Below are 24,214 nucleotides of genomic sequence, written 5' to 3'. Positions count from 1 at the left end.
GAACCGCTCCGATCATCCGCCGCCATACTGCCCCACACTCCGAGCCGATCGCAAGGAGTTCCGGCGCGGCCGGAGGCCCGCTATAATCGGCCCGGCAGGCCGAATGGGCAGCCTCGGACGCGTGTCGACAGGCATCGGGTGGGCGCTCCGGGCGCACTGGGGCATCTTCGCCGCCGTCACCTCGGTCGTCCTGGCCCTGGACGTCCTGGTCCCGGTCGTCGTGCTCTCCCTGGCCCGCAAGCCGGTCGACTACTTCACGTTCAATCCCTGGCTGCCGAGTCTGCCGGGGTACCTGGCCTCGGGGAAGGGCCCGCTCTCCGAGCGCCTGGACAAGGCGTGGGGCCTGGCCCTCTTCTGGTTCTCGGCCGACGGCGTCTTCGGCATCGACTGGGGCTTCGCGGTGACCACGGCCGACCTGGCCCGCTTCGCCCTGATGGCGCTCCTGATCGGGGCCTACTTCGCCCTGTGGCGCTACCGCCGCGACCAGACGGGCGCCGCCGGCTGGGGCCTCCGTCTCGGCCGGCAAGGCGGGGCGCTGGGCGCGGCGGGCAGCGTCTGCGGGCTGGCCACGGGCGGCTGCACCGTCATGGGTTGCGGGGCGCCGGTGATCCCGGTGGTCGGCCTGGCATTCGTCGGGCTGTCCAGCGGAACGCTGGTGTGGCTGTCTCAGCTCTCCGTGGTGGCGACCACCGCCGTCATCGTGGGGATGACGGCGGGAATGGTGTATCTCGCGTGGAAGGTCGGGGCCCGGCGGGCCCTCACCCTGCCCACTCCCCTGGGGGGACCGGGCATGAGTCGGGGAGAGGGAGTGACACGGCTCAGCGGCCCTTGAACTGGGGCTCGCGCTTCTCCACGAAGGCGCGGGCGGCTTCCCGGTGGTCCTCGGTCATGCCGGTGCGCGTATGGTGCCAGGCCTCGAGGTCGAGCATGTCCTTCAGCGAGGCGCTCTCCGCCGCGTTCATGTTCCGCTTCATGTAGCGATAGGCCACGCGCGGCCCGCGGGCCAGCCGGGAGGCCAGCGCCATGGTCTCCTCCTCGAGCCGCGCGTCGGGCACGACGCGATTGACGAGCCCGAGGCCGAGGGCCTCCTGCGCATCCAGCAGGTCCGCGGTGAAGTACAGCTCGCGCGCCTTCGCGGTGCCCACGAGCTGCGTGAGGTAGTAGCTGCCGCCGAAGTCGCCAGAGTAGCCGACCCGCGCGAAGGCGGTGCCGAGCCGCACCGTGTCGCTGGCGATCCGCATGTCGCAGGCCATCGCGAGCGAGAGGCCCGCGCCCGCCGCCGGCCCGCGCATCATCGCGATGGTCGGCTTCGGCAGCTCGTGGAGCCAGCGCGAGGCCTCCATGCGCGACCGCAGCGCCTGGGCCTTCTCCTCCATGGTCTGCCCACCCAGCTCGGTACCCTCGGCCATTGCCTTGACGTCACCGCCGGCGCAGAAGCCGCGCCCGGCGCCGGTCAGGACGATGACGCCGACCGACGCGTCGTCCGCGAGCCGCGGCAGAGCTTCCAGCAGCGCGTCGAGCATGGGACGCGACATCGCGTTGAGGCGCTCGGGACGGTTCAGGGTGAGCACGGCCACTCCATCCTTCACGTTCTCGAGCAGGTCGGTGGTCATCGGCGCCCCTCCTCTCGGAGCAGCGGCGATTGTACCCCGAGTCCGCCGAGAGGGGCCGGCGATCAGCCGCGCGCGGCGGGGACGCGCTCGGGCTCGGGCGCCGCCGCGGGCGGGGTGTACGGGCGGGGCCGGAAGTCGGCCGGCGAGAAGCCGAGCGGGAGAATGCCGCGCTCGAGCCAGGCGTGCCCGCCCTCCATGACCGACGCGGCCAGCCGGTTCTTGAGCGCGTCGTCGTTGCGCCAGAGATCGGCGAAGAGCCGCCGCACCTTGCGCTCCGCGTTCCGGCAGAACAGATCGGCCAGCTCGCGCGCGCGCTCGGCCTCCGGATACCGGCCGTCGGCCAGCCGGGCCGCGTGGGTGACCGCGGCGGCCATCGCGAACAGCTCCATGACGATGTCCACGCTGCGGAAGAGGAACGCCTGCTTGCGCTCCATGCGGGCGCGGTAGAGCAGCATGCCGTGGAAGCTGGCCCGGGCGAGGCGCCGGGCGCTGCGCTCCACGAAGCGCAGGTGGCGCGCCAGCGCTCCGAACTCGCCGAAGCGACCGGGCGCGGCCAGGCCGCGCAGCCAGAGCATGGGGTACCAGCGGGCGTAGAAGGCGGCCACCCCGGGCAGCGCCGCGCGCTTCTCCGCCGCGGCGCGACGGGGATCGATGAGGGCGCCCGCGACCTCCAGGTGCTTGTCCACCGCCTCGCGGGCCATGAACAGATGCATGATCTCGCTCGAGCCCTCGAAGATCAGGTTGATGCGCAGGTCGCGCATCATGCGCTCGACGCCGATCGGGGCCTCGCCGCGGCCGGCCAGCGACGACTCGGTCTCGTAGCCGCGCCCGCCGCGAATCTGCAGGGTCTGGTCGGCCAGCTCCCAGGCGCGCACCGTGTTCCACTCCTTGGCCGCGGCCGCCTCCAGCCGGATGTCGTAGCCGCCGCGGTCGGCCATCGCGGCGGCGAGGCGCGCCACCGAGTCCATCGCGAAGCCGGTGGCCGCCATGTCGGCGATGCGCTGGCCGATCACCTCGTGCTTCCAGATCGGCGCCCCCCACTGCACGCGGGCGGCCGCCCAGCCACGGCAGATCTCGAGGCAGCGCTTGGCCACGCCCGCGCACACCGCGGGCAGTGTGAGCCGGCCGGTGTTGAGCGTGACCAGCGCGATCTTCAGCCCCTGCCCCTCGCGGCCGATGAGATTCTCGCGCGGCACCCGCACGTTGCGGAAGGTGATGATCCCGTTGGCGAGGGCGCGGAGCCCCATGAAGCGGCAGCGGTACTCGACCTGCACGCCCTCCCACCCGGTCTCGACGATGAACGCGCTGATCCGGCGCGTCTGGGGATCGCGCGCCATCACCACCAGCAGCTCGGCGATGGTGCCGTTGGTGCACCAGAGCTTCTCGCCGTTGAGCACGTAGTGATCGCCCTGGCGCTCCGCGGTGGTCGAGAGGCTCGCCGGGTCGGAGCCCACGCCGGGCTCGGTCAAGGCGAACGCCGAGATCGCCCCGGCCGCGCAGCGGGGCAGATAGCGCGCCTTCTGGGCGTCGGTGCCGAAGAGCTTCAGCGGCTGGGGCACTCCGATCGACTGGTGCGCCGAGAGCACCGCGGCGATGTTGCCGTCGTAGCTGCCGACCAGCTCCATGGCCCGACAGTACTCGGAGACGGTGAAGCCGAGGCCGCCGTACTCCTTCGAAATCTTCATGCCGAAGGCGCCGAGGCGGCGCAGCCCGTCCAGCACCGGCGGCGGGTACTCGCCGCTCCGGTCGATCACGACCGGATCGACCTCCTCCCGGAGAAACGTGCGCAGGCCGTCGACGAAGCGCGCGAACTCCGGTCGCTCCTTGCCCGCGTCCGGGAACGGATGGATGAGATCGAGGGCCAGGCGGCCCAGGAAGAGCTCGCGCAGGAAGCCGCGGCCCTCCCAGGCCTCCTGACGCGACTGCTCGGCTACCCGTCGGGACTCCGACTCGCTCGCCGCCTGCGTCTCGTGTGTCTCCATCCTTCCATTCTAGCGGATGCGCCCAGCCGGCGGTATTCTCCCTTCGGAGGATCCATCATCGCCGACGATCTGATCGAGCAGCGCGTTCGCCAGACACTCGCGGGCCTCGGCCTGGCTCACGAGATGGTCGAGATCGACCCCCAGTACGCCGACACCGCGGCCTTCTGCGCGCAGTACGGCTATCCGATGGAGCAGTCGGCCAACACCATCATCGTCGGCTCCAAGAAGGAGCCGAAGCGCTACTGCGCCTGCGTGGTGCGGGCCACGAAGCGGGTGGACGTCAATCACACCGTGCGCAAGCTGCTGGGCGTCTCCCGCCTATCCTTCGCCGATCCGGAGGAGACGCGCGCCCTCACCGGCATGATGCTGGGCGGGGTGACCGTGTTCGCGCTGCCCCCGGACCTGCCGATCTACGTCGACGAGGGCCTGATGCCCCTGCCCTGGATCATCCTGGGCGGAGGCAGCCGGTCGCTCAAGGTGAAGATCGCGCCCGAGGTCTTTCGCGCGCTGCCCAACGCCTCGGTGGTCCCGGGGCTGGCTCCCGAGCCGTAGCCGCAGCCCGGGGTGACCTGGGTCCGGCCGTCGTCACCGAGCTCGGTCTCGCCACCGAGCTACTCCCGGAGCGCGCCCGCGAGGAGGCCGCGTACCAGGTAGCGCTGGAAGGCGACCACGATGACGATCGGCGGCAGGCTGGCCAGCAGTGACGCAGCCGCGATGTCGCCCCAGGGCACCTCGAACACGCCCGGGAAGAGCGCCAGCGCCACCGGCACGGTCCGGCTCGCCTCGCTGGCCGTGAAGCTGTAGGCGAAGAGGAACTCGTTCCAGGAGAACAGGAAGGCCAGTAGCCCCGCCGAGGCCATGCCCGGCGCGACCAGGGGCAGCACGACCCAGCGCAGGACGCCGAGCCGGCCGGCGCCGTCCACCGCGCCCGCCTCCTCGAGGGCCCGCGGAATCTCCCGGATGAACCCGGCGAGCAGCCAGATCACCAGCGGCAGGGTGAACGACGCGTCGGCCAGCACCAGCGCGAGCCACGTATCGCGGAGACCGAGGGCGCGCAGCAGCAGGTAGAGCGGGCTCACGGTGGCGATCTGCGGAAACGCGGTGGCCGCGATCATGCCGAGCAGGATGACGCGGCGGCCCGGCACCGGCAGCCGGGCCAGCGCGTAGGCGGCGAGCGCGCCGAGCCCCACCGCGAGCGCGGTGCTGAGCAGGGCGATGCCGAAGCTGTTCAGCAGCGCGCGCGGCATCATGCTCTGGCGCAGCACCGCGTCGTAATGGACGAGGGTGAGCCGACTCGGCCAGAGGTGCGTCAGCGGCAGCAGCTCGGCGTCCGGGCGCAGCGAGGTCAAGGCCTGCCAGAAGAAGGGCGCGGCATAGAGGGCGAGGGCGACCAGCACGAGGCCGTCGCGCCGGCGGCCCGACCTCACGCGGGACGCTCCTCGGCGTCGATCAGCCGCAGGTAGGCCACCGCCACCAGCATGACCAGCGCGAACACGACGACCCCGATCGCCGAGCCGAAGCCCACCTGCAGCGTCTGGAAGAGCGAGCGGTAGGCGTAGACCGTGAGGGTCTCGGTGCTCCCGGCGGGCCCGCCGCCGGTGAGCACGAACATGATGTCGAAGGCCCGCAGGGCGTCGAGCGTCCGGAAGAGCAACGCAACCAGCAGGAGGGGGCGCACCAGCGGCCACGTGATCCGCGCGAACGATTGCCAGCCCGCCGCGCCGTCCACGTGGGCGGCCTCGTACAACTCGCCGGGGATGGTGAGCAGGCGCGCGTAGCAGAGCAGCGCCACGAACGGGCTGGAGCGCCACACGTCGGCCCCGATCAGCGCCGGCAGGGCCAGGGCGGGGTCGCCCAGCCAGTTGATGAGCCGGCCGCCGAGCATGAAGTTCACGAGGCCGCCCGCCGGATGGTAGAGCCACTCGAACATCTTTGCGGTCACCACCGACGGCAGGGCCCAGGCCAGGAGCAGGAGCCCGAGCGCGACCCGGCGCGCGCGGCGCTGGCCGCGCAGGCCGAGCGCGATGGCCAGGCCGAGCGCGCACTCCAACGCGACCGAGACCACCGCGAAGACCGCGGTCACCCACGCCGCGCTCCAGAAGCGGGGGTCCACCGCGAGGAACGCGTAGTGATCGAGGCCGGCCCAGCGCGAGATCGAGAACACCGGAATGCGGTAGTGCAGCGAGAGCCAGATCACCCAGAGCGCCGGATACACGGTGAGCCCGCCCAGGACCGCCAGCGCGGGCGCGAGCAGGAGCCAGCCGAGGCGGCGATCGGTCACGGGCGGATGGCCCGCCGCAGGTGATCGATCTGGACCGACGCGTCCGCGATGGCCCGCTCGGGCGACTTGCGGCCCACCAGCACCGCGGAGAACTCGGGCTGCAGCGTGGTCGACAGCATCAGGTAGTACGGCGTGATCGGGCGCGGGTGCCCCCGCTCGGTCAGGCCGAGCAGCGCGGGCAGGCTCGGGTCGCGCGCGACCAGCGCGGGGTCGTGATAGAGGGCCGGGCGCGAGGGCCGCAGCGCCGCCCCCTCGGTCATCGCGCGCTGGGCGGCCTCGCTCGTGAGGAAGCGGACCAGCTCCACCGCGAGGGCCGGATGCCGACTCCCCGCGCTCACCGCGAGATGGGCCCCGCCGGTCGAGGCGGCGCCCACCGGGCCGTGGGCGAGGCGCGGCAGCGCGGTCACCCCGACCTTGCCGCGCACCCGCGAGTCCGGCAGCTCGAAGAGGTCGAGCGCGTACGGCCAGCTCCGGAGGAAGATGGCCCGGCCGTCGCCGAAGGGGCGGCGCGTCAGCTCCTCGTCGGCCGCGGTCACCCACGCGGGGCTGATCCCGCTCTCGATGAGCCCGCGCAGGAACGCGAGCGACTCGCGCGCGCGCTCCCGGTCCGGGAAGGGGCGGCCCGCGTCGTCCAGGAGCCGCGCCCCGTTGGCCCACAGCGCTTCCAGCACGTTGACCATGCCGCCTTCGTATTGCTTGCCCTGCCAGAGATAGCCGTCGAGGCGCGCGTCGCTCTCCCGCGCGCGGATGTGGCGGACCTGCTCGACGAGCGCGTCGTAGGTGCGGGGCGGCGCGAAGCCGTAGCGGGCGAGCAGATCGCTCCGGTAGTAGAGCAAGCCCACGTTCATGAACCACGGCAGGGCCCAGAGGCGACCGTTCTCCCGCGCGGGCTCGATGGCCGAGGGAAAATGCGCGTCGATCTCGGCCGGCGGGACGAAGGGCGTGAGCTCCAGGATCCAGCCCGCCCGCGCGAACTCGGGCACCCAGATCACGTCGAGCATCATCACGTCGAAGGGCGGCGTGCCACCTTCGAGGTTGATCACGTAGAACTGGTGCTGCTCGTCGCTGCTCCAGGTCAGCGCCTCGCTGACCACGCGCACGCCCGGATGCTCCGCCTCGAAGCGCCGCAGCAGACCGGGCACCGGATCGCTCGGGCCGAGGATCTTGGCGTGCTTGAAGACCAGGGTCACCGGGGCCCCGGCGGCCGGGCGCTCGCCGCAGCCGCTCGACAGCAGGCCGAGGGCGAGCAGGAGCAGGAGGGTCGGGCGGCCGAGCGAGACGACGGAGCGCCCCGGGCCGGGGATCATGGTCGGGTGGCTCGGCGGGTCAGCCCGCGCCGAGCAGATCGCGCAGGGCGCGGCCCTCGCTCCTGAGCCAGTCGAACAGGATGCTCACGTCCCAGCCCATGCAGAAGTGGCGGACGCCGAGGTCGAGATAGGCCTTCGCCTCGCTCGGATGCGAGATCTCCGCGCGCGGGGCGATGCCCATGGCCAGGGCCGTCTTGATCACGTGACGCTCCGCCTCGACGACGCGCGGATGATTCCACTGCCCGGCGAGGCCGATGCTCATCGAGTAGTCGGCGGGCCCGAACTGCACCATGTCCACGCCCGGGACCGACAGCAGCGCCTCTAGGTTGTCCACCGCGGAGGCCTTCTCGATCATGATCGCCACCACCGCGTCGTCGAGGGCCTGGACAAACGCGGGCGAGCCCACGTCGACCACGTAGCCGACGTCGCGGCGCATGCCGACGCCGTGGAGGCCGCCGGCCTCCGGCGTCTCCGCCCGCACGCTGCGCACGCATTCGCGCACATCCTCGGGGGTCCGCGGGTCTGCGAAGAGCAGGTTCTGGATCCCCGCCCCGATCGCGCGCACGGCCAGATACGTGCGCGGCTGCTGCTCGACCTTGAACATCGCGGTCATGTGGTCGAAGGTGTCCACCGCCCGCGCGAGGTTCTCGAGGGCGAAGAGATCGTAGGGCGCGTACTCGCCCACGAACTCCACGTAGTCGAAGAGGCCGGTGTGGCCGACCAGCTCCACCACCGCCGGCCACGCGGAGTGGACGTGCGTGCCGAGCGAGGGCCGGCCCGCCCGCAGCCGCTCACGCAGTCGATTGCGTCGCATGCGGCGAGTCTAGGGGGGCGGATGCGCCCCGTCAATCCGCGCGCTATACTCTGCCGGTGCCCGACGTCGCCGGTCCCCTCGCCGACCTCGTGATCCTCGATCTCACCCGCGTGCTCGCCGGCCCCTACTGCACGCGCCTGCTCGCCGACCTCGGCGCGCGCGTCGTCAAGATCGAGCGCCCTGGCGAGGGCGACGACATGCGGAAGAACCACCTGCAAGTCGAGCCCGGCCGCGCCGATCAGTCCACCTACTTCATCCGCATCAACGTGGGCAAGCAGAGCGTGGCGGTCGATCTGAGCCACCCGCAGGGCCGCGGGGTGATCGCGGATCTCTGCCGCGTGGCCGACGTCTTCGTGGAGAACTTCGCCCCCGGGGTGGCGGACAAGCTCGGCCTCGGCTACGGCGCGATGGCCGCGATCAAGCCCGACCTCGTCTACTGCTCGATCTCCGGCTTCGGTCAGACCGGCCCGTGGCGCGAGCGGCAGGCCTTCGCCCACATCATCAACGCGGCGTCCGGGATGATGCACCTCGACCAGGGCGATCTGGACGCCCCGCGCGCGTCGAACCTCCAGGCCGCCGACGTGCTGGCGGGCACCCACGCCTTCGGGGCCATCCTGGCCGCCCTGCGCCGCCGCGACCGCACCGGGCAGGGCGCGTACCTGGACGTCTCGATGCTGGAGGCGCTCATCGCGGCCGACGACGTCTCGTACGCCGCGGTGCTCAACGGCGGCGAGTCGCAGGGCTCGCCCCGGCCGGCCATGGGCGTCTTCGCGGTCGGCGGGCGTCACTTGGCGCTCCAGACCGGCGGGGCGGCCGCGCTGTGGCCGCGCCTGCAGGCGCTGCTCGACCGGCCCGACCTGGCCACCGACCCGCGCTTCGCGACGCCGGATCAGCGCCGGCGCCACTGGCCCGCGCTGCGCGACATCATCGGGGAGTGGCTCGCGCGGTTCGCCAGCGTGGACGAGGCGCTGGACGCGCTGCGCGGCGCGCGCATTCCCGCGGCGGCGGTGCTCATGCCGCAGGAGGTCGCCGAGCACGCGCACCTGAAGGCGCGCGGTGCCTTCCCCACCGTCCCGCACCCGGGGCGCGGCGAGGTGCGCGTGACCGCCACTCCGTTCCAGATCGACGGCCGGGCCACCGCGCCGGCCGGCGCCGCCCCGTATCGGGTCGGCGAGCACACCCGCACGGTGCTCACGCAGCTGCTGGGCTACAAGGACCGCGACATCGACGAGCTGGCCCAGGCCGGCGCCATCGAGGCGCCCTGAGGCGCAGCCGGGAGGAGGCAGCGACCATGGCGGCGACACCCATGACCGGCGGCGAGGCGCTCGTGCGCTCGCTCTACAACGAGGGCGTGCGGGTGGTCTTCGGGCTGCCCGGCGTCCAGCTCTACGGCGTGATGGCCGCGCTGCGGGACGAGCCGCGCATCCGCTTCATCACCACGCGCCACGAGCAGGCCACCAGCTTCATGGCGGACGGCTACGCGCGCGCGGGCGGCGACTTCGGCACCGCGCTGGTGGTGCCCGGACCAGGGCTTCTCAATACGTTGTCCGGCCTCTCCACCGCGTACTCCGCCTCCTCCCCGGTGCTGATGCTCTCCGGTCAGATCCCCCGCGACAGCATCGGCCGGGACATCGGCCTCCTCCACGAGGTCAACGATCAGCAGGACTGCATCGCCCCGGTCACCAAGTGGCGGCGGCGGATCCTCGCGGTGGCCGACGTGCCCGCCGCGGTTCGCGAGGCGGCGCGGCAGCTCCGCTCGGGACGGCCGCGCCCGGTCGAGATCGAGATGCCGCCCGAGACCATGGAGGACGAGGGCCTGGCCGAGCTGCTGCCGCCCGCCGAGATCGAGCGGCCCGCCGCGGCCGCGCGGGACATCGATCGGGCGGCCGAGCTGCTGCTCGCCGCGCGGGCTCCGCTGATCTACGCGGGCGGCGGCGTCCATCTCTCCGGAGCCCACGACGCCCTCGCCGCGGTGGCCGAGCACCTGCAGGCCGGAGTGGCCCAGTCCGCCGAGGGCAAGGGCGCGGTGAGCGATCACAACCCGCTCTCGCTGGGCGCCGCGTTCTGGCGCGAGTCGCCGCTGCGCGCGCACATCCACGAGGCCGACGTGGTGCTGGCGGTGGGCAGCCGTCTCGCGACCGTGTCGTTCAAGCCCGGCACCCGCATCGTCCAGATCGACGCCGACGAGCGTGAGATCGGCCGCAGCCACCCGGACACCCTGGGTTTGGTCGGCGACGCGCGGGCCACGCTCGAGGCGTTGCTCGAGCGGCTGCGCGCCGCGTTCTCGCCCCGCGCCTCGCGCAAGGCCGAGCACGAGGCGCTGCGCGCGCGCATCGCCGCCGACGACACGATGGAGCCCAACGCGTCGATCCTCCGGTCGCTGCGCGCGGGCATGCCCGAGCGCGCCATCCTGGTCGCGGGCATGACCCAGATCGGCTACTACTCGCGGCCGTTCTGGCCGGTGTACGAGCCGCGCACGTACCTGTCGTCGTCGTACTCCGGCAACCTGGGCTACGCCTACCCGGTGGCGCTCGGCGCCAAGGTGGCGCGCCCGGATCGGCCGGTGGTGTCGGTGTCGGGCGACGGGGGCTTTCTCTTCAACGCCCAGGAGCTGTCGACCGCGGTGCGCCACCGCATCAACGTGGTCGCGGTGGTCTTCAACGACGGCTCGTACGGCAACGTGGCGCGCGACCTCGACGAATCCTGGGGCGGACAGTACGGGGCCGAGCTGGCCAACCCCGACTTCATGAAGCTGGCCGACGCCTTCGGCGTGCTCGGCCTGCGCGCCACCGAGCCGACGCAGGTCGGACGGCTGGTCCGCGAGGCGATCGACCGAGACCGGCCGGCCCTGGTGGAGGTACCGGTGGGGCGGATGGATCGGCCGAAGTTCTTCACCCCGCGGCGGAGCCCGGTCAAGGTCCCGCGGTAACCGGAGCGGCTCGGACGAAGGAGCGGGAGCCATGGCGGCGCCGGCCCTCGTGGAGCGCGCCCCGGCGGAGCGTCTGCAGTTCCTGGACGCGGTGCGGGGCTTCGCGCTGGTGCTGATGATCGTCAACCACACCGGGCGCTGGTGGCAGGACGGCACCATGGGCTGGCCGCGCTACAACCTGATCTACACGAGCATGGCGGTCGGCGCGCCGCTCTTCCTGTTCCTGGTGGGCTTCTGCCTGCCGCTGTCCTACGCGCGGCGGGCCGCCGCGGGCGGCGGCGCGTCGATGGACCGCGGAGTCGCCGCCAAGTTCCTCCAGCGCGGGGCGCGGCTCGTGCTCGCCTCGTGGCTCCTGAACTTCCTGGTATTCCGCGACGAGCCTTTCTGGGAAGGCGGCGTGCTGCAGACCATCGGCCTCGGCATCATCTTCGGCTTCCCGCCGATGCGGCTGCTCCATCACCGGGTTGCCCGCTACGCGCTGCTCGCGGTGGCGATCGGGCTGTACGTGCTGTTCTCGGTCTCGTTCCCGGCGCTCGTCGGCTGGCTGCCCGCCCATCCGGTGATCGGTCGGACCCTCTTCTTCGAGTTCCCGCCGTGGCCGTGGATCTCGCTGGTCTGGGTCGGCCTCGTCCTCGGCTGGGCGTGGGCCCACCAGGAGACCGCGCAGCGGCGCGCGCGCTATCTCTGGCTCATGAGTGGCGCCGGCGTCGCGCTCCTGCTCGCCTTCGCGGCCTGGGACGCCGCGCACGGCACGCCGGTCCATCTCTCGCTCGCCTTCAAGCGCGATTTCATCTTGAACAATCACTGGACCCCGCGCGGGGTCACCAATCTGCTGGGCTTCGGGGCCGTGTTCTGCGCTCTCGGCCTCGCCTACTACCTGGTCGAGGTGCGCCGACTGCCCGCGGGCTGGCTCGTGATCCTCGGGCGCACCTCGCTCATGCTCTACTTCCTCCACCACTTCATCGTCTTCTCCCTCACCAGCGAATGGCTCGGCTGGAAGCTCAACGACTGGTGGCAGTACTCGCTGGCCAATGCGGTCCTCATGGTCCTCCTCGTGTTCCTGGGAAAGCTCTGGCTCGGCATCCGCGGCGCGGCCTCGCGCCGCCTGCAGCCGGCCTGGCGCTGAGTCGCTGCTCATTCCGGGACGAGGCGCTGACGATTTGTGTGCCGCGGGCGGGCGTCTGCCCGGCAAGCGGACGATTTCACGGCGAATGATGTCTGGCGCGGCTCTTGCTGACCACGAGAGCATGCCCGAGCGCCCGGCCCGTCGCCCGCAGGTTCTCGTCGTGGACGACGAGACGATCATCGCCCGGCTCATCGCCGACATGCTGGGCGGCGAAGGCTACGAGGTCGACACCGCCCCGAACGGCATCGTGGCCCTCGAGCGGATCGCCGGCCGGGACTACGATCTCATCCTGAGCGATCTGCGGATGCCCGAGCTCGACGGCTTCGGCTTCTATCACGAGCTCGAGCAGGAGCGGCCGGATCTGCTCCGGCGCCTCGTCTTCATCACCGGCGCGTCGGAGTACGCCGACGGCTCGGGCGTCATCGGCGACGTGCCAGTGCCGGTGCTCACCAAGCCGTTCGACCTGACCGAGCTGCAACGCGTCGCGCGGGAGACACTCTCCATCTCGCTCCCCTGAACCCCGTCGGGCTCCTGACGAACGTCCCGCCGCTGACGAATCCGCGTCGCGGCCGGTGCGCCGACCTTCACGAAATCTGACGCTTGGCGGCGGCACTGCGTGGCATGGGCCATGCTCCCCATGCGGCCATGCAGAAAGCCCTCGCGATGTGGCTCATGCTCGCGGCCGGCGGTGGCGCTACTCAGCCGGACGCGGCCCCGCTCCAGGTGGTGCAGAGCGCGACCGACCGGGTGCTGCAGATCGTGCAGGACTCACAGCTAGCTGCACCAATCAGCCAGGAGCGGCGACGCGCGGAGGTGCAGCGCATCGCCGACCGCCTCTTCGACTTCCCGGAGATGGCCCGCCGGGCGCTGGCCCTGCACTGGCGCGAGCGCTCCCCGCAGGAGCAGAGCGAGTTCGTGGCGGTGTTCAAGCAGCTGCTGGGCCGCGCCTACATCGGCCGGCTCGAAGGTTATACGGGCGAGCAGATCGTGTACCTGGGCGAGACGGTCGATGCCGAGTTCGCGACGGTCCGCTCCAAGATCGTCACCGGCCGCGGCACCGAGATCGGGGTGGACTACCGGCTGCACCTGGTCGGCTCGCGCTGGATGGTCTATGACGTCGCGGTTCAGGGCGTGAGCTTCGTGGCGAACTATCGCGGCCAGTTCGACAAGATCATTCGCGCCTCGTCGTACGCGGCGCTGGTGCGCGAGCTCAAGAGCAAGTACGCGGACGCGCCCCGGGCCGCCCGCCCGGCGCCCGCGCCGGCGCCCACCGCCGCCGCGCCCGCGATGCCCGCGTCCATCGCTCCCACGGCGCCGGCCGCCGACCCCGAACAGAGTCCCGCCGAGACGACGCCCTAGCCGTCGGGGTCTCCCCGAGCCGCGGGCCCGGACGGCCCCGCCTCGGTGCGCGCCCCCCCGCTCGCCCGCCGGTCGCTGACGCCGGCCCACCGCGTCCCTTCCTCTGCTCCTCCCCGAAGGCCCCCGGCCGGTTGCTGCCGCTCGTCACTCTGATAGACTCGGCGGGGCCCCGGCCCGACGACCGAGAGGAGCGCACGATGCGCGGCGTGATGACGGCGGTGCTGCTGTGGATGCTTGCGATGGGCCTCGTCACCGGCTGTAGCCGCAGCAAGGAAGATCTCCTCGACAAGTCGCGCGGGATCACCGCGCGCGCCGACCTCGAGCGGGCGCTGGGCAAGCCGAGCGAGGTCAACAAGCTGGGCCCGGTGGAGCAATGGACCTACCAGGCCTCGAACGGCACCGTGGTGTTCCTCATCGTGGGCGACACGGTCACGCTGCAGGCGGCGGTGCCGGACAAGAGGACAGACAAGAAGACCGACCAGAAGTAGGAGGAACAGGACCGTGAGCGACACCCGAAGCGAAGCGGTGACCGATGCCCTGACTCGCCGAATCGACCGACTCGAGCGCGAGAACCGGCGCCTGCGGCGGTACGGCACCCTGACCGTCGTCGGCCTGGCCGCGCTCCTCGTGATGGGCCAGACCGCTCCCGCCCCGGTGGGCAACGCCGTCGAGGCGGAGCGGTTCGTGCTGCGCGACAGCGCCGGCAACGTACGCGCCACCCTGGGGCTGCGGCCCGACGGCACCGCGGCCCTCGCGCTCGCAGACGACACGCAGCAGGAGCGCGCGCTCCTGAGCGTCAGCCGGGACGGACAGGCCGGCGTGGAGCTGTCCGAGCGCGCCAGCGGCCGCGTGCGCGCCGGGCTCACCGTGCGCGCCGACGGCACCGCGCAGCTCGCCCTGCTCGACCAGGCCGATCGGCCGCGCGTCGAGCTGCGCGCGTACGGCGACGGCCGCCCGAGCCTCACCCTGCTCGACCAGGCCGGGCGGCCGCGCTCGCTCCTGGCCCTCACCGCCGAGGGCGCGACCGGCCTCACCCTCTACGATCGCAACGGCCGTCGCCGCACCGCCATGGGGCTCGAGCCCGCAGGGCCGCCCGCGATCTGGCTGTACGACGGCGAGGGCAACGGCCGCGCGATGCTCGCGGTGACCGGCGACGGTCAGCCCACGCTGAACCTGACCGACAGCGGCGGCAAGGGACGTCTCTGGCTCCGGGTCAGCTCGGACTTCCAGCTGCCGTTCCTCAGCCTGCACGACCGGGACGGCAAGCAGCGTGTCGCGATGCTGCTGCGACAGGGCGGCGTGCCCACCGTGGCCCTCGGCGACGCCGCCGAGCGGGTGATCTGGAAGGCTCCCTAGACGCGCGCATGCCCGGCACCAACCTGCTGGTGTTGTTTGGCCTCCTGTTCTATCTCGGGGCCAGCCTGCTCCTGTGGAACCTGCTGCTGAAGGAGCCGCCCCGCCTGACTCCGAGGCCGGGGCGGAGCACGAGACCGCGCCACTGGCCCATCCGCCTGGCCAAGGGGGTCGCCAGCGCGCTCGGCGGCGCCGCGTCGGGCGGCGTGTCGCTGCTGCTGATCGCGGTCATCGTCAACGCGGGCAAGCCCGGCACGATGAGCGAGCCGATCAAGTGGGGCGTGTGGGCGATGGCCACGGTCCTGGCCATCCTCTTCATCGGCCGGGCGCCCCTGATCCGCCACGTGGTCGCCCGCACCTGCCTGGTGGTCGGTCTCCAGGGCGTGCTGCTCCCCCTGGCCGCGCTCGCGTCGTTCGTGGTGGCCGGCGCGCGGCTGGCCGGGTCCGCGGGCACCGGCGGAGAGCGCACCGTCGACTACATGGGCCTGCGGCTCGCCGGTCACCTCCCCACGGTCTGGATCGGGGTCGGCGGGTTCTGCGTGGGGCTCGCACTCATTCTCGTGAGCGATCGCGTCCGGCGTCGCGCGACCGGGCGGGGCGGCCGCCGGCGGCGGGCGCGCGCGGTGCCCGTGGGAGCCAGATCCACGCGCGTCCGTCCCCGCTAGAAGGGCTGCTGCACCATTCCGGTGAGGCGCTCCCGCGCCTCCGCCAGCACCAGCGAGACGTGCAGGCGGCAGTGATAGAGATCCCGCTGGTGCTTCAGGGGCAGCCGCTGGGCCAGCCCCTCGATGCGATTGCGCAGCGCCTCGATCCGCGCGATGACGTCGCGCAGCGCGGCCTCTCCGCCGGCGGTGGCGACCTCCGCCTCCGCGTCGCGCAGGGCCGCGTAGAGCTGCTGGAGCACGCGGTTGCCCCGCCAGTTCAGCAGCATCGGCATGATCCCGAACAGCGGCACCCACACCGCGAACAGCGGCAGGACCAGCAGGCGCATCTGGAGGAACCAGCGCAGCGCCCAGTACGGGAGCACGCGGGAGAGCAGCGACTCGCCCCGGGTGAGGAACGAGTCGGCCGCGTCGTGCAGCGGGACGTCCACCCCCTCGCGGGTCGGGAAGCGTCCGGGCGTATCGATGAGGCTGCCGGCCCCGTGCACGTCGCGCGCGATCGTGAGGATCTGCTCGACCACGCGCGGATGTAGGGACTCGCGGCAGAGCAGCAACGCCGCCGGCGCCATCAGCGTGACCTCATGGCGAGGCAGGTCCACCTTCAGGTCGAGCAGTCCCTGGTCCAGGCGGACCGGAGTGAGATAGCGGAAGTTCCGCGCGAAGGCCACGTCGCGGGTGAAGCCCAGCAGGTGCACGTCCGGGCGATGGAGCAGCGCGACGACGTTGACGTCGGCGTAGGAGGCCACGAAGAAGGCGGCGTCGATGCGCTCCTCCTCGAGCGCGCGGCGCGCCTCGGCCGAGGTCAGGCGCTCCACGTTCGCTCCGCCCGTCGACAGCCCGAGCGCGTCGAAGAGCGCGCGCGCCACCGCCTCGGTGCCGCTGCCCGGCGCCCCGATCGAGAGCCGCCGGCCCGCGAGCGACGCGAGCCCGTCGCCGATCGGCTGGCCCCGGTAGAAGATCCAGAGCGGCTCGCGGTAGATCGCGGCCATGCCCCGCAGGCGCTGCTGGGGATCCTCGGCGGGCTGGTAGATGCCGCCCTGCACGAAGGCCACGTCGGCCCCGCCGCGCCGGAGCAGATCCAGATTCTCGACCGAGCCCGCGGTGCGCCGCAGCTCGACGGTGAGGCCCTCGCGGCGCAAGCGCCGCTGATACTCCCGCCCGAGCGCGTCGTAGGTGCCGTCGGGCTGGCCGGTCGCGACGATGATCCGCCGCGGCGGGAACGGATCCATGACGAGGAGGCTCACCCAGACGACCGCGACGGTGAGCACCACCGCGAGGGTCCAGCGCGTGAACCGGCTCTTCACCGGCCCCGAAACTCCTCCTTCATCGCGGCCAGCCGGGCCGGGTCAGCCAGCAGGTCCACCGCGCTGAGGGCCATCAGCTTGGCCCCGGCCAGCAGTCCGGCGCGCGCCCCCGGCGCCGCGGCGGCCGCCGCGAACTCGCGGGTGTGGATCGCGGTGCCGAGCGGAGCGATCGCGATCCACGCGTGGATCGTCGGCGTGACCTGGCTCACGTTGCCGATGTCCGAGGAGGCCAGACGGTCGGGCGCGGGCGGCCCCTCGCCGAGCCCGGCCGCGCCGAGGTTGTCCGCGAAGACGTCGAGCAGCGCCTGGTTGCGCTTCAGCGGCTCGTAGACGTCCCGGTGCTGCGTCACCGTGAGCCGCGCGCCGGTCGCCACCGCGGCCGCCTCGGCGCACGCGACGACGCGGCGGTAGAGGGCCCACATCGACGCGAGGCTCGGCCCGCGCACGTTGAAGTCGGCCACCGCGCGCTCCGGAATGATGTTGGCGGCCGCGCCGCCGTCCGCGACCACGCCGTGGATGCGGCAGTCCGGCCGCATCTGCTGCCGCAGCATGCTGACCGCGTTGAACGTCTGCACGCAGGCGTCCAGCGCGTTGACGCCCTCCCACGGATCGGCCGAGGCGTGCGCGGCCTTGCCCGCCCACTCGAACGTCGCGCGGACGACCCCGAGCAGGTCCTGATGCAGCAGCGTGCGATCGAAGCCGTGGATCATCATCGCCCCGTCCACGTCCCGGAAGACGCCGGCCTCCACGAGCACGCCCTTGCCTCCGCCCCGCTCCTCGGCCGGCGTGCCGATCACCACGATGCGTCCGGGCGGCAGGCCGTCGCGCGCAGCCATGAGCGCGGCGCCCGCCCCGGCGCCCGCGGCCGCGATCACGTTGTGACCGCAGGCGTGACCGACGCCGGGCAGCGCGTCGTACTCGCAGAGGATCGCCAGGGTCGGGCCCGGGCCGGTCTCGAGGGTCGCCCGGAACGCGGTGCCGACGCCGCCCACGCCCGGCTCCACCTGGAAGCCCTGCGTGTCCAGGAACTCGCGGAGCCAGCCGCTCGCCCGCGTCTCCTCGAACGCCAGCTCGGGATGCGCGTGGATCCGGTGCGACAGCGCGGTGAGCTCGTCACCGAGCCGATCCACCGCGCCCGCGACGCGCTGCTTGAGGGCGTTCATGGGGCCCCACGATACCATGGGTCATGCGCAGCCGACGCGGGTGGGCCGGGCGCCTGGCGGTGATCGCGATGCTGGCGATCGCCGGATGGCTGGCCGTCGAGATCTGGGCCTGGCCGTCGGTCCGTCGCCTCGCCATCGAGCGCCCCGCGACGACCGCCTTCATCGAGCAGTACCGGGCCCTGCAGCGCGCCCGCGGCCGGCCGGATCGCGTGGCCCGGGAGTGGACACCCTACGCGGCGATCTCGCCCGCGGTGAAGCGGGCGGTGCTGGTCGCCGAGGACGTCAACTTCTTCAGCCATCACGGCTTCGCGCTCGACGAGATGCAGAGCGCGCTCGAGGACGCCCTGCGCGACCGCGAGCTGCCGCGCGGGGCGTCCACGATCACCCAGCAGCTGGCCAAGAACCTGTGGCTCTCCAGATCCCGCAACCCGCTGCGCAAGACGAAGGAGGCGCTGCTCACCTGGCAGCTCGAGCGGACCTTGCCCAAGCGGCGCATTCTCGAGCTGTACCTGAACGTGGTCGAGCTGGGCCCGGGCATCTACGGCGTGGGCGCGGCGAGCCAGCGCTACTTCGGCAAGCCGGCGGCGGACCTGGACGAACGCGAGGCCGCTCAGCTGGCCGCGATCCTGCCGAATCCCGCCGCCTGGCGCCCCGGGTCGGCCAGCGCGGCCTACCAGCATCGCGTGGCGGTGATCGAGCGGCGAATGGGGCGCGCCGCGTTCCTCTGGAAGCAGATCTGAGCGCGCCGCTCCTAGAGGAGCGCGAGCAGCTCGGGCAGGGCGTCGAGCCGGTGATCCGCCTCGCGGAGATCTTGCCCGCGGGTGTAGCTGCAGGGCACGACCGCGCAGCGCATGCCCGCGGCCTTGGCGGCCAGCAGACCGTTCCGCGAATCCTCGATGACGAGGCACTGCGCGGGCGGCGTCGCGAGACGGTCGGCGGCGGCCAGGAACACGTCCGGCGCGGGCTTGCCGCGGGCCACCTGCGTACCCGAGACGACGGCCTCGAAGAGCGGGCGGATCGCCAGGGCGACCAGGTTGGCCTCGATCACGCGGACCTCCGCGGAGGACGCCAGCGCCATGCGGTAGCCCGCGGCCCGCACCTGACGCAGCACCTCGGGCACGCCGGCCATCGGGATCGGTCCGCGCCCGATCTGCTCCAGCATGTGCTCGACGTACCAGTCGGCCAGCGTCTCGGCCGATGCGGCGAAGCCGTGCCGCGCCTTCAGGATCCGGCAGGAATCGAGCGTGGTGCGGCCGAGGAACTCGGCGTTCTCCTCCTCCGAGTAGGGCAGGCCATGACGCGTCATCACCCGACGCAGGGCCTCGAAGCCGAAGGGCTCGGAGTCCACGAGGACGCCATCCATGTCGAAGATGACGGCCCGGATCGTCCCCGGACGGGATTGCGCGGCCGCGCCGTTGTCGCTCATGTCGACTCCTCCGAGCATAGCAGAGTGGCTGCGACGGCCCGCCTGAGGTAGGCTCTAGCCCAAGGAGGAACACCCATGTTCGGTCTGCGCAAGCGTGCCATGCCGGGTCCGGCCGACGCCCTTCCCGGTCGCGCCGAGAAGATGCCGGTCCCGGAGAGCCACTTCGTCAGCGGCGCCCGGCTCTCGCCCCCGTTCCCCGCGGGCACGGAGCGCGCGGTCTTCGGCATGGGCTGCTTCTGGGGCGCGGAGCGCAAGTTCTGGGAGATCCCGGGCGTGTACTCGACGTCCGTGGGCTACGCCGGCGGCTACACGCCCAATCCGACGTACGAGGAGGTCTGCAGCGGCGCGACCGGGCACGCCGAGGTCGTGATGGTGGTGTTCGATCCGGCCAAGGTCTCCTACGAGACGCTGCTCCGCGCGTTCTGGGAGAACCACGATCCGACCCAGGGCATGCGCCAGGGCAACGACGTGGGCACCCAGTACCGCTCCGCGATCTACTGCTACGACGATGCGCAGCAGCGCGCCGCCGAGGCCTCCCGCAAGGCGTACCAGGCCGTGCTGGACAAGGCCGGCTACGGACCGATCACCACCGAGATCCGCCCGGCGCCCGAATACTACTACGCGGAGGACTACCACCAGCAGTATCTGGCCAAGAACCCGTGGGGCTACTGCGGCATCGGCGGCACCGGCGTCGCCTGCCCGGCGGGACTGGTCCAGTCGGCCTAGGGAGCACCGCTCCGCGTCCGACGGTATACTCGCCGGGAAATGTCCGACTCGTCCCTGCCGTTGCACGGCCTCGTCGTGGTCGATCTCACGCGTGTCCTGGCCGGCCCCTACTGCACGCGCCTGCTGTCAGACCTCGGCGCGCGCGTCATCAAGATCGAGCGGCCCGTCGAGGGCGACGAGATGCGCCGCAACCCGCACCAGATCGAGCCCGGCCGCGATGACCAGTCCACCTACTTCGCACGGGTGAACGCGGGCAAGGAGAGCGTGGCGGTGGATCTGAGCCGTCCCGAGGGCCGCGACGTCGTGCTGGGGCTCGCCACGCACGCCGACGTGTTCATCGAGAACTTCGCGCCGGGGGTGGTGGGCCGTTTGGGCCTCGACTATCCCGCGGTCTCCGCCGTGAAGCCCGACATCGTCTACTGCTCCATCTCCGGCTTCGGCCAGACCGGTCCGTGGCGGGAGCGGCCTGCCTTCGCCCACATCATCAACGCCGCCTCCGGGATGATGGCGCTGGAGCAGGGCGACGAGGCCGCCCCGCGCGCCTCGAATCTGCAGGCCGCCGACGTGCTGGCCGCCGCGCACGCGATGGGGGCCATCATGGCCGCGCTCTGGCGACGGGCGCGCACCGGACGGGGCGCGCATCTCGACGTGTCGATGCTGGAGGCGCTGGTGGGCGCCGACAGCGTCACCTACGCCTCGGTGCTCAACGGCGGCGCGGAGCACGGCAACCCCCGTCCCGGCATGATCGTCCACCAGATCGGCGACCGCTACATGGCCATGCAGGTCGTGGGCGCCCCACGGCTGTGGGAGCGGCTGCTCGGCCTCATGCAGCGGCCCGAGCTGGGCCGCGATCCGCGCTTCACCTCGTCGCTGACCCGGCGGAACAACTGGCGCGCGCTTCGCCAGATCATCACCGCCTGGCTCGATACCTTCCCGAGCGCGGAGGCCGCGCTGGCCGCGTTGACCGAGGCCCGCATCCCCTGCGCCCCGGTCCTGCGGCCGGCCGAGGTCATCGCGCAGGAGCATCTGGCCGTGCGCCAGTTCTTCCCGGTGCTGCCGCATCCGGGCCGCCAGGATCTGCGGGTGACCGCGAGCCCCTATCACGTGGACGGCCAGCCCACCCATCCGCGCGCGCCCGCGGCCTACCGGGTGGGCGAGCACACCCGTCGGGTGCTGCGCGATGTGCTCGGCTACAAGGACGAGCGCATCCAGGAGCTGATCGCCGCCGGCGTCATCGAGGGACCCGCGTGAACGCCCGCGAGGAATCCCTCCAGCGGACCGAGAAGGAGATCCTCGCGGAGAAGGCGGCCACGCTGGGGCGCGCGGGGGAGCGCCTGGAGGCCGCGCTGCGCCTCTGCGCCGAGCTGCGTGAGGACCTCGGGCGCGCGCCGGCGATCGCGCGCGAGACCGCGCTCGCCCGGTACCGCGACGCGCGGCGGCGGGCCCTCGAGGCCCGCCATACCCTGATCATCCAGCGCGAGGCGATCGGCCTCCGCAACCATCGCCTCGTGGACCAGCAGTTCCCGGAGCCGCCCGCGCTGTCCTGACGACGCTACCGCCGCTCTGACGCGACCGCTGCGCTGACCGGGCAGAATTTTCCGTGGTGGTTCCACGTTGACGCACCCGGCGCGCGCCGTCCTCCCTCGATCCGCCCGATTCCCTCGTTCTTCCGCTGGCCCACCTCTTGCTCCCCCGGTACGCGGAGGAGCCAGCCATGATCAGGGCCATCGTGCTCGGAAGTGTCGCGGTGTTGACGGTCGGCTACGCCTGGCCGCCCGACTACGCGGAGCAGTCGCGCGCCGACGTCGCCACGTGCGTGAGCTACACGCGTCAGACGTCGCCGCAATTCGACGCCCAGGTGCGGGACGTGGACCTGACGACCGGGCACGTGGACATCCAGCGCTCGGCCGCCGACGCACGCGCCGAGGTTGCGTTCGCCTCGTGTCTCCTCGCGGTCCGGCATTGGCGACTGATCGAGCGCCACCTGCCGAGCCCCACCGATCCGGGTCCGATCGATCCCGCCCCGAAGGCGGACAAGACCAGCCCCTCGTTCGTCCGCTGACGGCCGGGTCGAGCTCGGCGCCGACGACTCAGTCGACCCGGAGCGGCGAGAGGGCGGCCCAGTCGAAGACCACCCCGTGGCCCGGCCGGTCGGGGGCGATGGCGCGCCCCGCCTGGATCTGGAGCGGGACCTCGATGTAGCGGTCCAGTCCGAAGCCGTGCGCCTCGAGATAGGAGCGATTGGGGACGGCGGCGAGCAGGTGCACCGTCACGTCGTGGGCCCCGTGCGAGGTCACCGGCAGATTGAAGGCCTCGGCGAGGTGGCAGATCTTCATGAACGTGGTGATGCCGCCGCAACTGGTGACGTCGGGCTCGGGGAAGGTCACCCCGCCGGCCGCGATCAACGCGCGGAACTCGTGGAGGGTGTGGAGGTTCTCCCCCGCCGCGATGGGCACCCCGCCCTCGCGCACGATGCGGACGTGGCCCGGCACGTCGTCGGGGATCGTGGGCTCCTCGAGCCAGACCAGGTCCTGATCGCGGAGCGCCCGCGCCGCGCGGATGGCCTCGTCGACGCTCCACCGCATGTTGGCATCCGCCATCAGGGGGACATCCGGGCCTAGATGCGCGCGCATGGCCCGGACCCGCTCGACGTCTTCCCGAAGCGCGGCCCGGCCCACCTTCATCTTGATGGCCCGGAACCCGCGGGCCAGGTTGTCCTCGGTCTGGCGCAGCAGCGCGTCGAGCGGCAGCTCGAGATCGATGCCGCCGGCGTAGCAAGGCACGCGCGGATCGAACCCGCCGAGCACGCGCCAGAGCGGCGCGCCTTGACGCCGCGCGCGCAGATCCCACAGCGCTATGTCCACCGCCGAGATGGCGAGCGCCTGGGCCCCGCCCCGGCCGCCGTAGTGCAGCGCCCACCACATGAGCTGCCAGAGCGCCTCGATGTCCTCGGCCTCGCGGCCGGCGAGCCGCGGGGCCAGATCGCGCGCCAGCAGCGCCCGCACCGCGGCGCCGCCGGTGCCCACCGTGTAGGTGTAGCCCACGCCCTCGACGCCGTCGGCGTCGCGCACGCGCGCGGTGAGCAGCTCGAAGTCCTCGATGATCCCGTGGGTCGAGTCGGAGAGCGCCACCGGCAGCGTGATGCGATAGTGATCGGCCTGGAGGTCTCGGATCTTCATGTCGTGACCGGGCGAGGCCGGCGCAGCCAGGCTACCGCCGCCAGATACGCGACGTCCACCGCATATGCGAGCGCGATCGTGGCCGGCAGCCCGATCTGCACCAGCGTCCACCACGCCACCAGGTTGAACAGACAGATGCCGAACGCCCCGATGGGGAACATGCGGATGAACGGCATGATCACCTCGGGGCCGTAGCGGGCGTGCAGCAGCGCGATCACCGGCAGGCCGTTGACCGGAAAGCCCACCACCAGCCCCGACCACTTGGGCCCGAGCAGATGCGCCACCGACGTCACCACCAGCACGGTGAGGGCCGAGACGGCCACCCGGATCACCAGCAGCGGGATCGACGTGGGTCCGCGCCGCAGCGTGGCGGTGTCCGGCAGGTGCCGCACGAGGACGCCCGCGCCCAGGCAGACCGCGGCCGCGAACGGCACCGCGGTCAGCGGCCCGAGGGGCAGCGCGCTGAGCAGCAGCGTCGCGGCCACGAAGGTGGCGGTGCCGACCGACACCGCGGTGGCCACCGAGCGGAGGCGCGGGGCCGGAACCAGCCGCGTCGCCGCGAGATAGCCCAGGTAGACCGGCACCGCCGCGCCCATGCCGGGAATGGTCCAGAATGCGCTCTCCGCGGCGAACGCGGGACCTTGCTCGATGGTGAAGAAGATGAGCGAGAGGATCGCCAGCTGGGGCGTCGAGCCCACGATGGAGCCGAGCCGCGGCCCCAGCCACTCGGCGGCCGCGGTCCCGCCGAGGACGAAGAAGGCCGACGCCGCGATCTTCGCGGCCAGCAGGATCAGGGCGGACGAATCGATCGGACGGCCTCGGTCGGTCGAGATCGGAGCGGGGGCGACATCACGCGCGGCGGGCCCCGATGGTCAGGAGCCCGCCGGCATCGGGCTCAGCTTCCGTAGATCTTCTTCAGCTCCGTGTCCGCCCACTGCACCGCGTCCTCCGCCTTCATGCCCTGGACGGCCTTGGCGTACATGTCGGTGA

Annotated in this window: 26 protein-coding genes; 15 read left to right on the top strand and 11 right to left on the bottom strand. The window is 72.3% G+C overall.

The features are described 5' to 3' along the window. Window positions 1-121 precede the first annotated feature (121 nt). Entirely contained in the window at window positions 122-832 is a 711-nt protein-coding gene (locus tag VKN16_02535; protein ID HME93081.1) for a hypothetical protein, read from the top strand. Here VKN16_02535 and VKN16_02530 read toward each other — a convergent pair. Both VKN16_02530 and VKN16_02525 read right to left on the bottom strand, forming a co-directional pair. Then, the gene (locus VKN16_02530) at window positions 819-1,613 is read right to left on the bottom strand and encodes an enoyl-CoA hydratase (protein HME93080.1); all 795 of its coding nucleotides are present in this window, start codon (window positions 1,611-1,613) and stop codon (window positions 819-821) included. The genes VKN16_02535 and VKN16_02530 overlap by 14 nt on opposite strands. A gap of 62 nt (window positions 1,614-1,675) precedes the next feature. Next, window positions 1,676-3,595, bottom strand: coding sequence for an acyl-CoA dehydrogenase family protein (locus VKN16_02525; protein HME93079.1), 1,920 nt, complete (start codon window positions 3,593-3,595; stop codon window positions 1,676-1,678). A 123-nt stretch (window positions 3,596-3,718) separates the two neighbouring features. On the opposite strand from VKN16_02525, the gene VKN16_02520 reads away from it, so the two are divergent. Then, complete coding sequence (locus VKN16_02520; GenBank protein ID HME93078.1) at window positions 3,719-4,147, top strand: YbaK/EbsC family protein; 429 nt, start codon at window positions 3,719-3,721, stop codon at window positions 4,145-4,147. 59 nt (window positions 4,148-4,206) lie between these two features. Here the strand turns inward: VKN16_02520 and VKN16_02515 are convergent, their stop codons facing one another. Genes VKN16_02515 through VKN16_02500 form a run of 4 tightly spaced genes read right to left on the bottom strand, consistent with a single transcriptional unit; the run spans window position 4,207 to window position 7,997 of the window. Beyond that, the gene (locus VKN16_02515; protein HME93077.1) at window positions 4,207-5,022 is read right to left on the bottom strand and encodes a carbohydrate ABC transporter permease; all 816 of its coding nucleotides are present in this window, start codon (window positions 5,020-5,022) and stop codon (window positions 4,207-4,209) included. Further along, window positions 5,019-5,876 carry a sugar ABC transporter permease gene (locus VKN16_02510; GenBank protein ID HME93076.1) on the bottom strand — a complete coding sequence of 286 codons (858 nt, stop codon included), beginning with the start codon at window positions 5,874-5,876 and terminating at the stop codon, window positions 5,019-5,021. The genes VKN16_02515 and VKN16_02510 overlap by 4 nt, the downstream gene beginning before the upstream one ends. Continuing rightward, entirely contained in the window at window positions 5,873-7,183 is a 1,311-nt protein-coding gene (locus VKN16_02505) for an ABC transporter substrate-binding protein (protein HME93075.1), read from the bottom strand. The genes VKN16_02510 and VKN16_02505 overlap by 4 nt, the downstream gene beginning before the upstream one ends. A 19-nt stretch (window positions 7,184-7,202) precedes the next feature. Continuing rightward, window positions 7,203-7,997 carry an aldolase/citrate lyase family protein gene (locus tag VKN16_02500; GenBank protein ID HME93074.1) on the bottom strand — a complete coding sequence of 265 codons (795 nt, stop codon included), beginning with the start codon at window positions 7,995-7,997 and terminating at the stop codon, window positions 7,203-7,205. Between the two features lie 56 nt (window positions 7,998-8,053). On the opposite strand from VKN16_02500, the gene VKN16_02495 reads away from it, so the two are divergent. The 8 genes from VKN16_02495 (at window position 8,054) to VKN16_02460 (ending at window position 15,429) form a co-directional block, all read left to right on the top strand. Next, window positions 8,054-9,262: a CaiB/BaiF CoA-transferase family protein gene (locus VKN16_02495; GenBank protein HME93073.1), complete on the top strand. Its 1,209-nt coding sequence runs from the start codon at window positions 8,054-8,056 to the stop codon at window positions 9,260-9,262. Window positions 9,263-9,288: 26 nt separating this feature from the next. Beyond that, entirely contained in the window at window positions 9,289-10,926 is a 1,638-nt protein-coding gene (locus VKN16_02490; protein ID HME93072.1) for a thiamine pyrophosphate-dependent enzyme, read from the top strand. A gap of 31 nt (window positions 10,927-10,957) precedes the next feature. After that, on the top strand, window positions 10,958-12,052 hold the full coding sequence (locus tag VKN16_02485) for a heparan-alpha-glucosaminide N-acetyltransferase domain-containing protein (GenBank protein HME93071.1): 1,095 nt from the start codon (window positions 10,958-10,960) through the stop codon (window positions 12,050-12,052). Between the two features lie 121 nt (window positions 12,053-12,173). Continuing rightward, a complete protein-coding gene (locus VKN16_02480; protein HME93070.1) occupies window positions 12,174-12,569 on the top strand; it encodes a response regulator in 396 nt (131 codons plus the stop codon). Window positions 12,570-12,697: 128 nt separating this feature from the next. After that, entirely contained in the window at window positions 12,698-13,411 is a 714-nt protein-coding gene (locus VKN16_02475; GenBank protein ID HME93069.1) for an ABC transporter substrate-binding protein, read from the top strand. A gap of 197 nt (window positions 13,412-13,608) precedes the next feature. Beyond that, the gene (locus tag VKN16_02470; GenBank protein HME93068.1) at window positions 13,609-13,899 is read left to right on the top strand and encodes a hypothetical protein; all 291 of its coding nucleotides are present in this window, start codon (window positions 13,609-13,611) and stop codon (window positions 13,897-13,899) included. Window positions 13,900-13,912: 13 nt separating this feature from the next. Further along, window positions 13,913-14,767 (top strand): hypothetical protein, encoded by an 855-nt coding sequence (locus tag VKN16_02465; protein HME93067.1) that lies wholly within the window; start codon window positions 13,913-13,915, stop codon window positions 14,765-14,767. Between the two features lie 8 nt (window positions 14,768-14,775). Next, window positions 14,776-15,429: a hypothetical protein gene (locus VKN16_02460; protein ID HME93066.1), complete on the top strand. Its 654-nt coding sequence runs from the start codon at window positions 14,776-14,778 to the stop codon at window positions 15,427-15,429. On the opposite strand, the gene VKN16_02455 is transcribed toward VKN16_02460, so the two are convergent. Together VKN16_02455 and VKN16_02450 are read right to left on the bottom strand one after the other, a co-directional pair. Then, the gene (locus VKN16_02455; GenBank protein ID HME93065.1) at window positions 15,426-16,730 is read right to left on the bottom strand and encodes a TAXI family TRAP transporter solute-binding subunit; all 1,305 of its coding nucleotides are present in this window, start codon (window positions 16,728-16,730) and stop codon (window positions 15,426-15,428) included. The two genes, VKN16_02460 and VKN16_02455, sit on opposite strands and share 4 nt — an antisense overlap. Then, entirely contained in the window at window positions 16,727-17,893 is a 1,167-nt protein-coding gene (locus VKN16_02450; protein HME93064.1) for an amidohydrolase, read from the bottom strand. Before VKN16_02450 ends, VKN16_02455 begins: the two co-directional genes overlap by 4 nt. A gap of 23 nt (window positions 17,894-17,916) precedes the next feature. Here VKN16_02450 and mtgA point away from each other — a divergent pair, with 23 nt between their 5' ends. Next, window positions 17,917-18,633 (top strand): monofunctional biosynthetic peptidoglycan transglycosylase, encoded by a 717-nt coding sequence (gene mtgA / locus VKN16_02445; protein ID HME93063.1) that lies wholly within the window; start codon window positions 17,917-17,919, stop codon window positions 18,631-18,633. Between the two features lie 11 nt (window positions 18,634-18,644). Here mtgA and VKN16_02440 read toward each other — a convergent pair whose 3' ends face one another. Continuing rightward, the gene (locus tag VKN16_02440) at window positions 18,645-19,319 is read right to left on the bottom strand and encodes an HAD-IA family hydrolase (GenBank protein HME93062.1); all 675 of its coding nucleotides are present in this window, start codon (window positions 19,317-19,319) and stop codon (window positions 18,645-18,647) included. 75 nt (window positions 19,320-19,394) lie between these two features. Here VKN16_02440 and msrA point away from each other — a divergent pair, with 75 nt between their 5' ends. The 4 genes from msrA (at window position 19,395) to VKN16_02420 (ending at window position 22,107) form a co-directional block, all read left to right on the top strand. Further along, window positions 19,395-20,045, top strand: coding sequence for a peptide-methionine (S)-S-oxide reductase MsrA (msrA, locus tag VKN16_02435; GenBank protein HME93061.1), 651 nt, complete (start codon window positions 19,395-19,397; stop codon window positions 20,043-20,045). Between the two features lie 39 nt (window positions 20,046-20,084). Then, the gene (locus VKN16_02430; protein HME93060.1) at window positions 20,085-21,296 is read left to right on the top strand and encodes a CaiB/BaiF CoA-transferase family protein; all 1,212 of its coding nucleotides are present in this window, start codon (window positions 20,085-20,087) and stop codon (window positions 21,294-21,296) included. After that, the gene (locus tag VKN16_02425; GenBank protein HME93059.1) at window positions 21,293-21,592 is read left to right on the top strand and encodes a hypothetical protein; all 300 of its coding nucleotides are present in this window, start codon (window positions 21,293-21,295) and stop codon (window positions 21,590-21,592) included. The genes VKN16_02430 and VKN16_02425 overlap by 4 nt, the downstream gene beginning before the upstream one ends. A 167-nt stretch (window positions 21,593-21,759) precedes the next feature. Further along, a complete protein-coding gene (locus VKN16_02420) occupies window positions 21,760-22,107 on the top strand; it encodes a hypothetical protein (protein HME93058.1) in 348 nt (115 codons plus the stop codon). A gap of 28 nt (window positions 22,108-22,135) precedes the next feature. Here VKN16_02420 and VKN16_02415 read toward each other — a convergent pair whose 3' ends face one another. Continuing rightward, complete coding sequence (locus tag VKN16_02415; protein ID HME93057.1) at window positions 22,136-23,224, bottom strand: mandelate racemase/muconate lactonizing enzyme family protein; 1,089 nt, start codon at window positions 23,222-23,224, stop codon at window positions 22,136-22,138. Beyond that, a complete protein-coding gene (locus tag VKN16_02410) occupies window positions 23,221-23,922 on the bottom strand; it encodes a hypothetical protein (protein HME93056.1) in 702 nt (233 codons plus the stop codon). The genes VKN16_02415 and VKN16_02410 overlap by 4 nt, the downstream gene beginning before the upstream one ends. Window positions 23,923-24,214: the final 292 nt, after the last annotated feature.

This window comes from Candidatus Methylomirabilota bacterium (assembly GCA_035315345.1).
GTDB lineage: Bacteria > Methylomirabilota > Methylomirabilia > Rokubacteriales > CSP1-6 > CAMLFJ01.
The sequence above is the reverse complement of the archived record's forward strand: the minus strand, read 5'-3'. Positions and strand labels throughout refer to the sequence as shown.

Bases quoted from the DNA above. Each gene is read 5' to 3' on its own strand.
- VKN16_02530 (HME93080.1), bottom strand. From the start codon at position 1,613: ATGACCACCGACCTGCTCGAGAACGTGAAGGATGGAGTGGCCGTGCTC.
- VKN16_02525 (HME93079.1), bottom strand. From the start codon at position 3,595: ATGGAGACACACGAGACGCAGGCGGCGAGCGAGTCGGAGTCCCGACGG.
- VKN16_02520 (HME93078.1), top strand. From the start codon at position 3,719: ATGGTCGAGATCGACCCCCAGTACGCCGACACCGCGGCCTTCTGCGCG.
- VKN16_02505 (HME93075.1), bottom strand. From the start codon at position 7,183: ATGATCCCCGGCCCGGGGCGCTCCGTCGTCTCGCTCGGCCGCCCGACC.
- VKN16_02500 (HME93074.1), bottom strand. From the start codon at position 7,997: ATGCGACGCAATCGACTGCGTGAGCGGCTGCGGGCGGGCCGGCCCTCG.
- VKN16_02490 (HME93072.1), top strand. From the start codon at position 9,289: ATGGCGGCGACACCCATGACCGGCGGCGAGGCGCTCGTGCGCTCGCTC.
- VKN16_02485 (HME93071.1), top strand. From the start codon at position 10,958: ATGGCGGCGCCGGCCCTCGTGGAGCGCGCCCCGGCGGAGCGTCTGCAG.
- VKN16_02480 (HME93070.1), top strand. From the start codon at position 12,174: ATGCCCGAGCGCCCGGCCCGTCGCCCGCAGGTTCTCGTCGTGGACGAC.
- VKN16_02475 (HME93069.1), top strand. From the start codon at position 12,698: ATGCAGAAAGCCCTCGCGATGTGGCTCATGCTCGCGGCCGGCGGTGGC.
- VKN16_02470 (HME93068.1), top strand. From the start codon at position 13,609: ATGCGCGGCGTGATGACGGCGGTGCTGCTGTGGATGCTTGCGATGGGC.
- VKN16_02460 (HME93066.1), top strand. From the start codon at position 14,776: ATGCCCGGCACCAACCTGCTGGTGTTGTTTGGCCTCCTGTTCTATCTC.
- VKN16_02450 (HME93064.1), bottom strand. From the start codon at position 17,893: ATGAACGCCCTCAAGCAGCGCGTCGCGGGCGCGGTGGATCGGCTCGGT.
- mtgA (HME93063.1), top strand. From the start codon at position 17,917: ATGCGCAGCCGACGCGGGTGGGCCGGGCGCCTGGCGGTGATCGCGATG.
- VKN16_02440 (HME93062.1), bottom strand. From the start codon at position 19,319: ATGAGCGACAACGGCGCGGCCGCGCAATCCCGTCCGGGGACGATCCGG.
- msrA (HME93061.1), top strand. From the start codon at position 19,395: ATGTTCGGTCTGCGCAAGCGTGCCATGCCGGGTCCGGCCGACGCCCTT.
- VKN16_02430 (HME93060.1), top strand. From the start codon at position 20,085: ATGTCCGACTCGTCCCTGCCGTTGCACGGCCTCGTCGTGGTCGATCTC.
- VKN16_02420 (HME93058.1), top strand. From the start codon at position 21,760: ATGATCAGGGCCATCGTGCTCGGAAGTGTCGCGGTGTTGACGGTCGGC.
- VKN16_02415 (HME93057.1), bottom strand. From the start codon at position 23,224: ATGAAGATCCGAGACCTCCAGGCCGATCACTATCGCATCACGCTGCCG.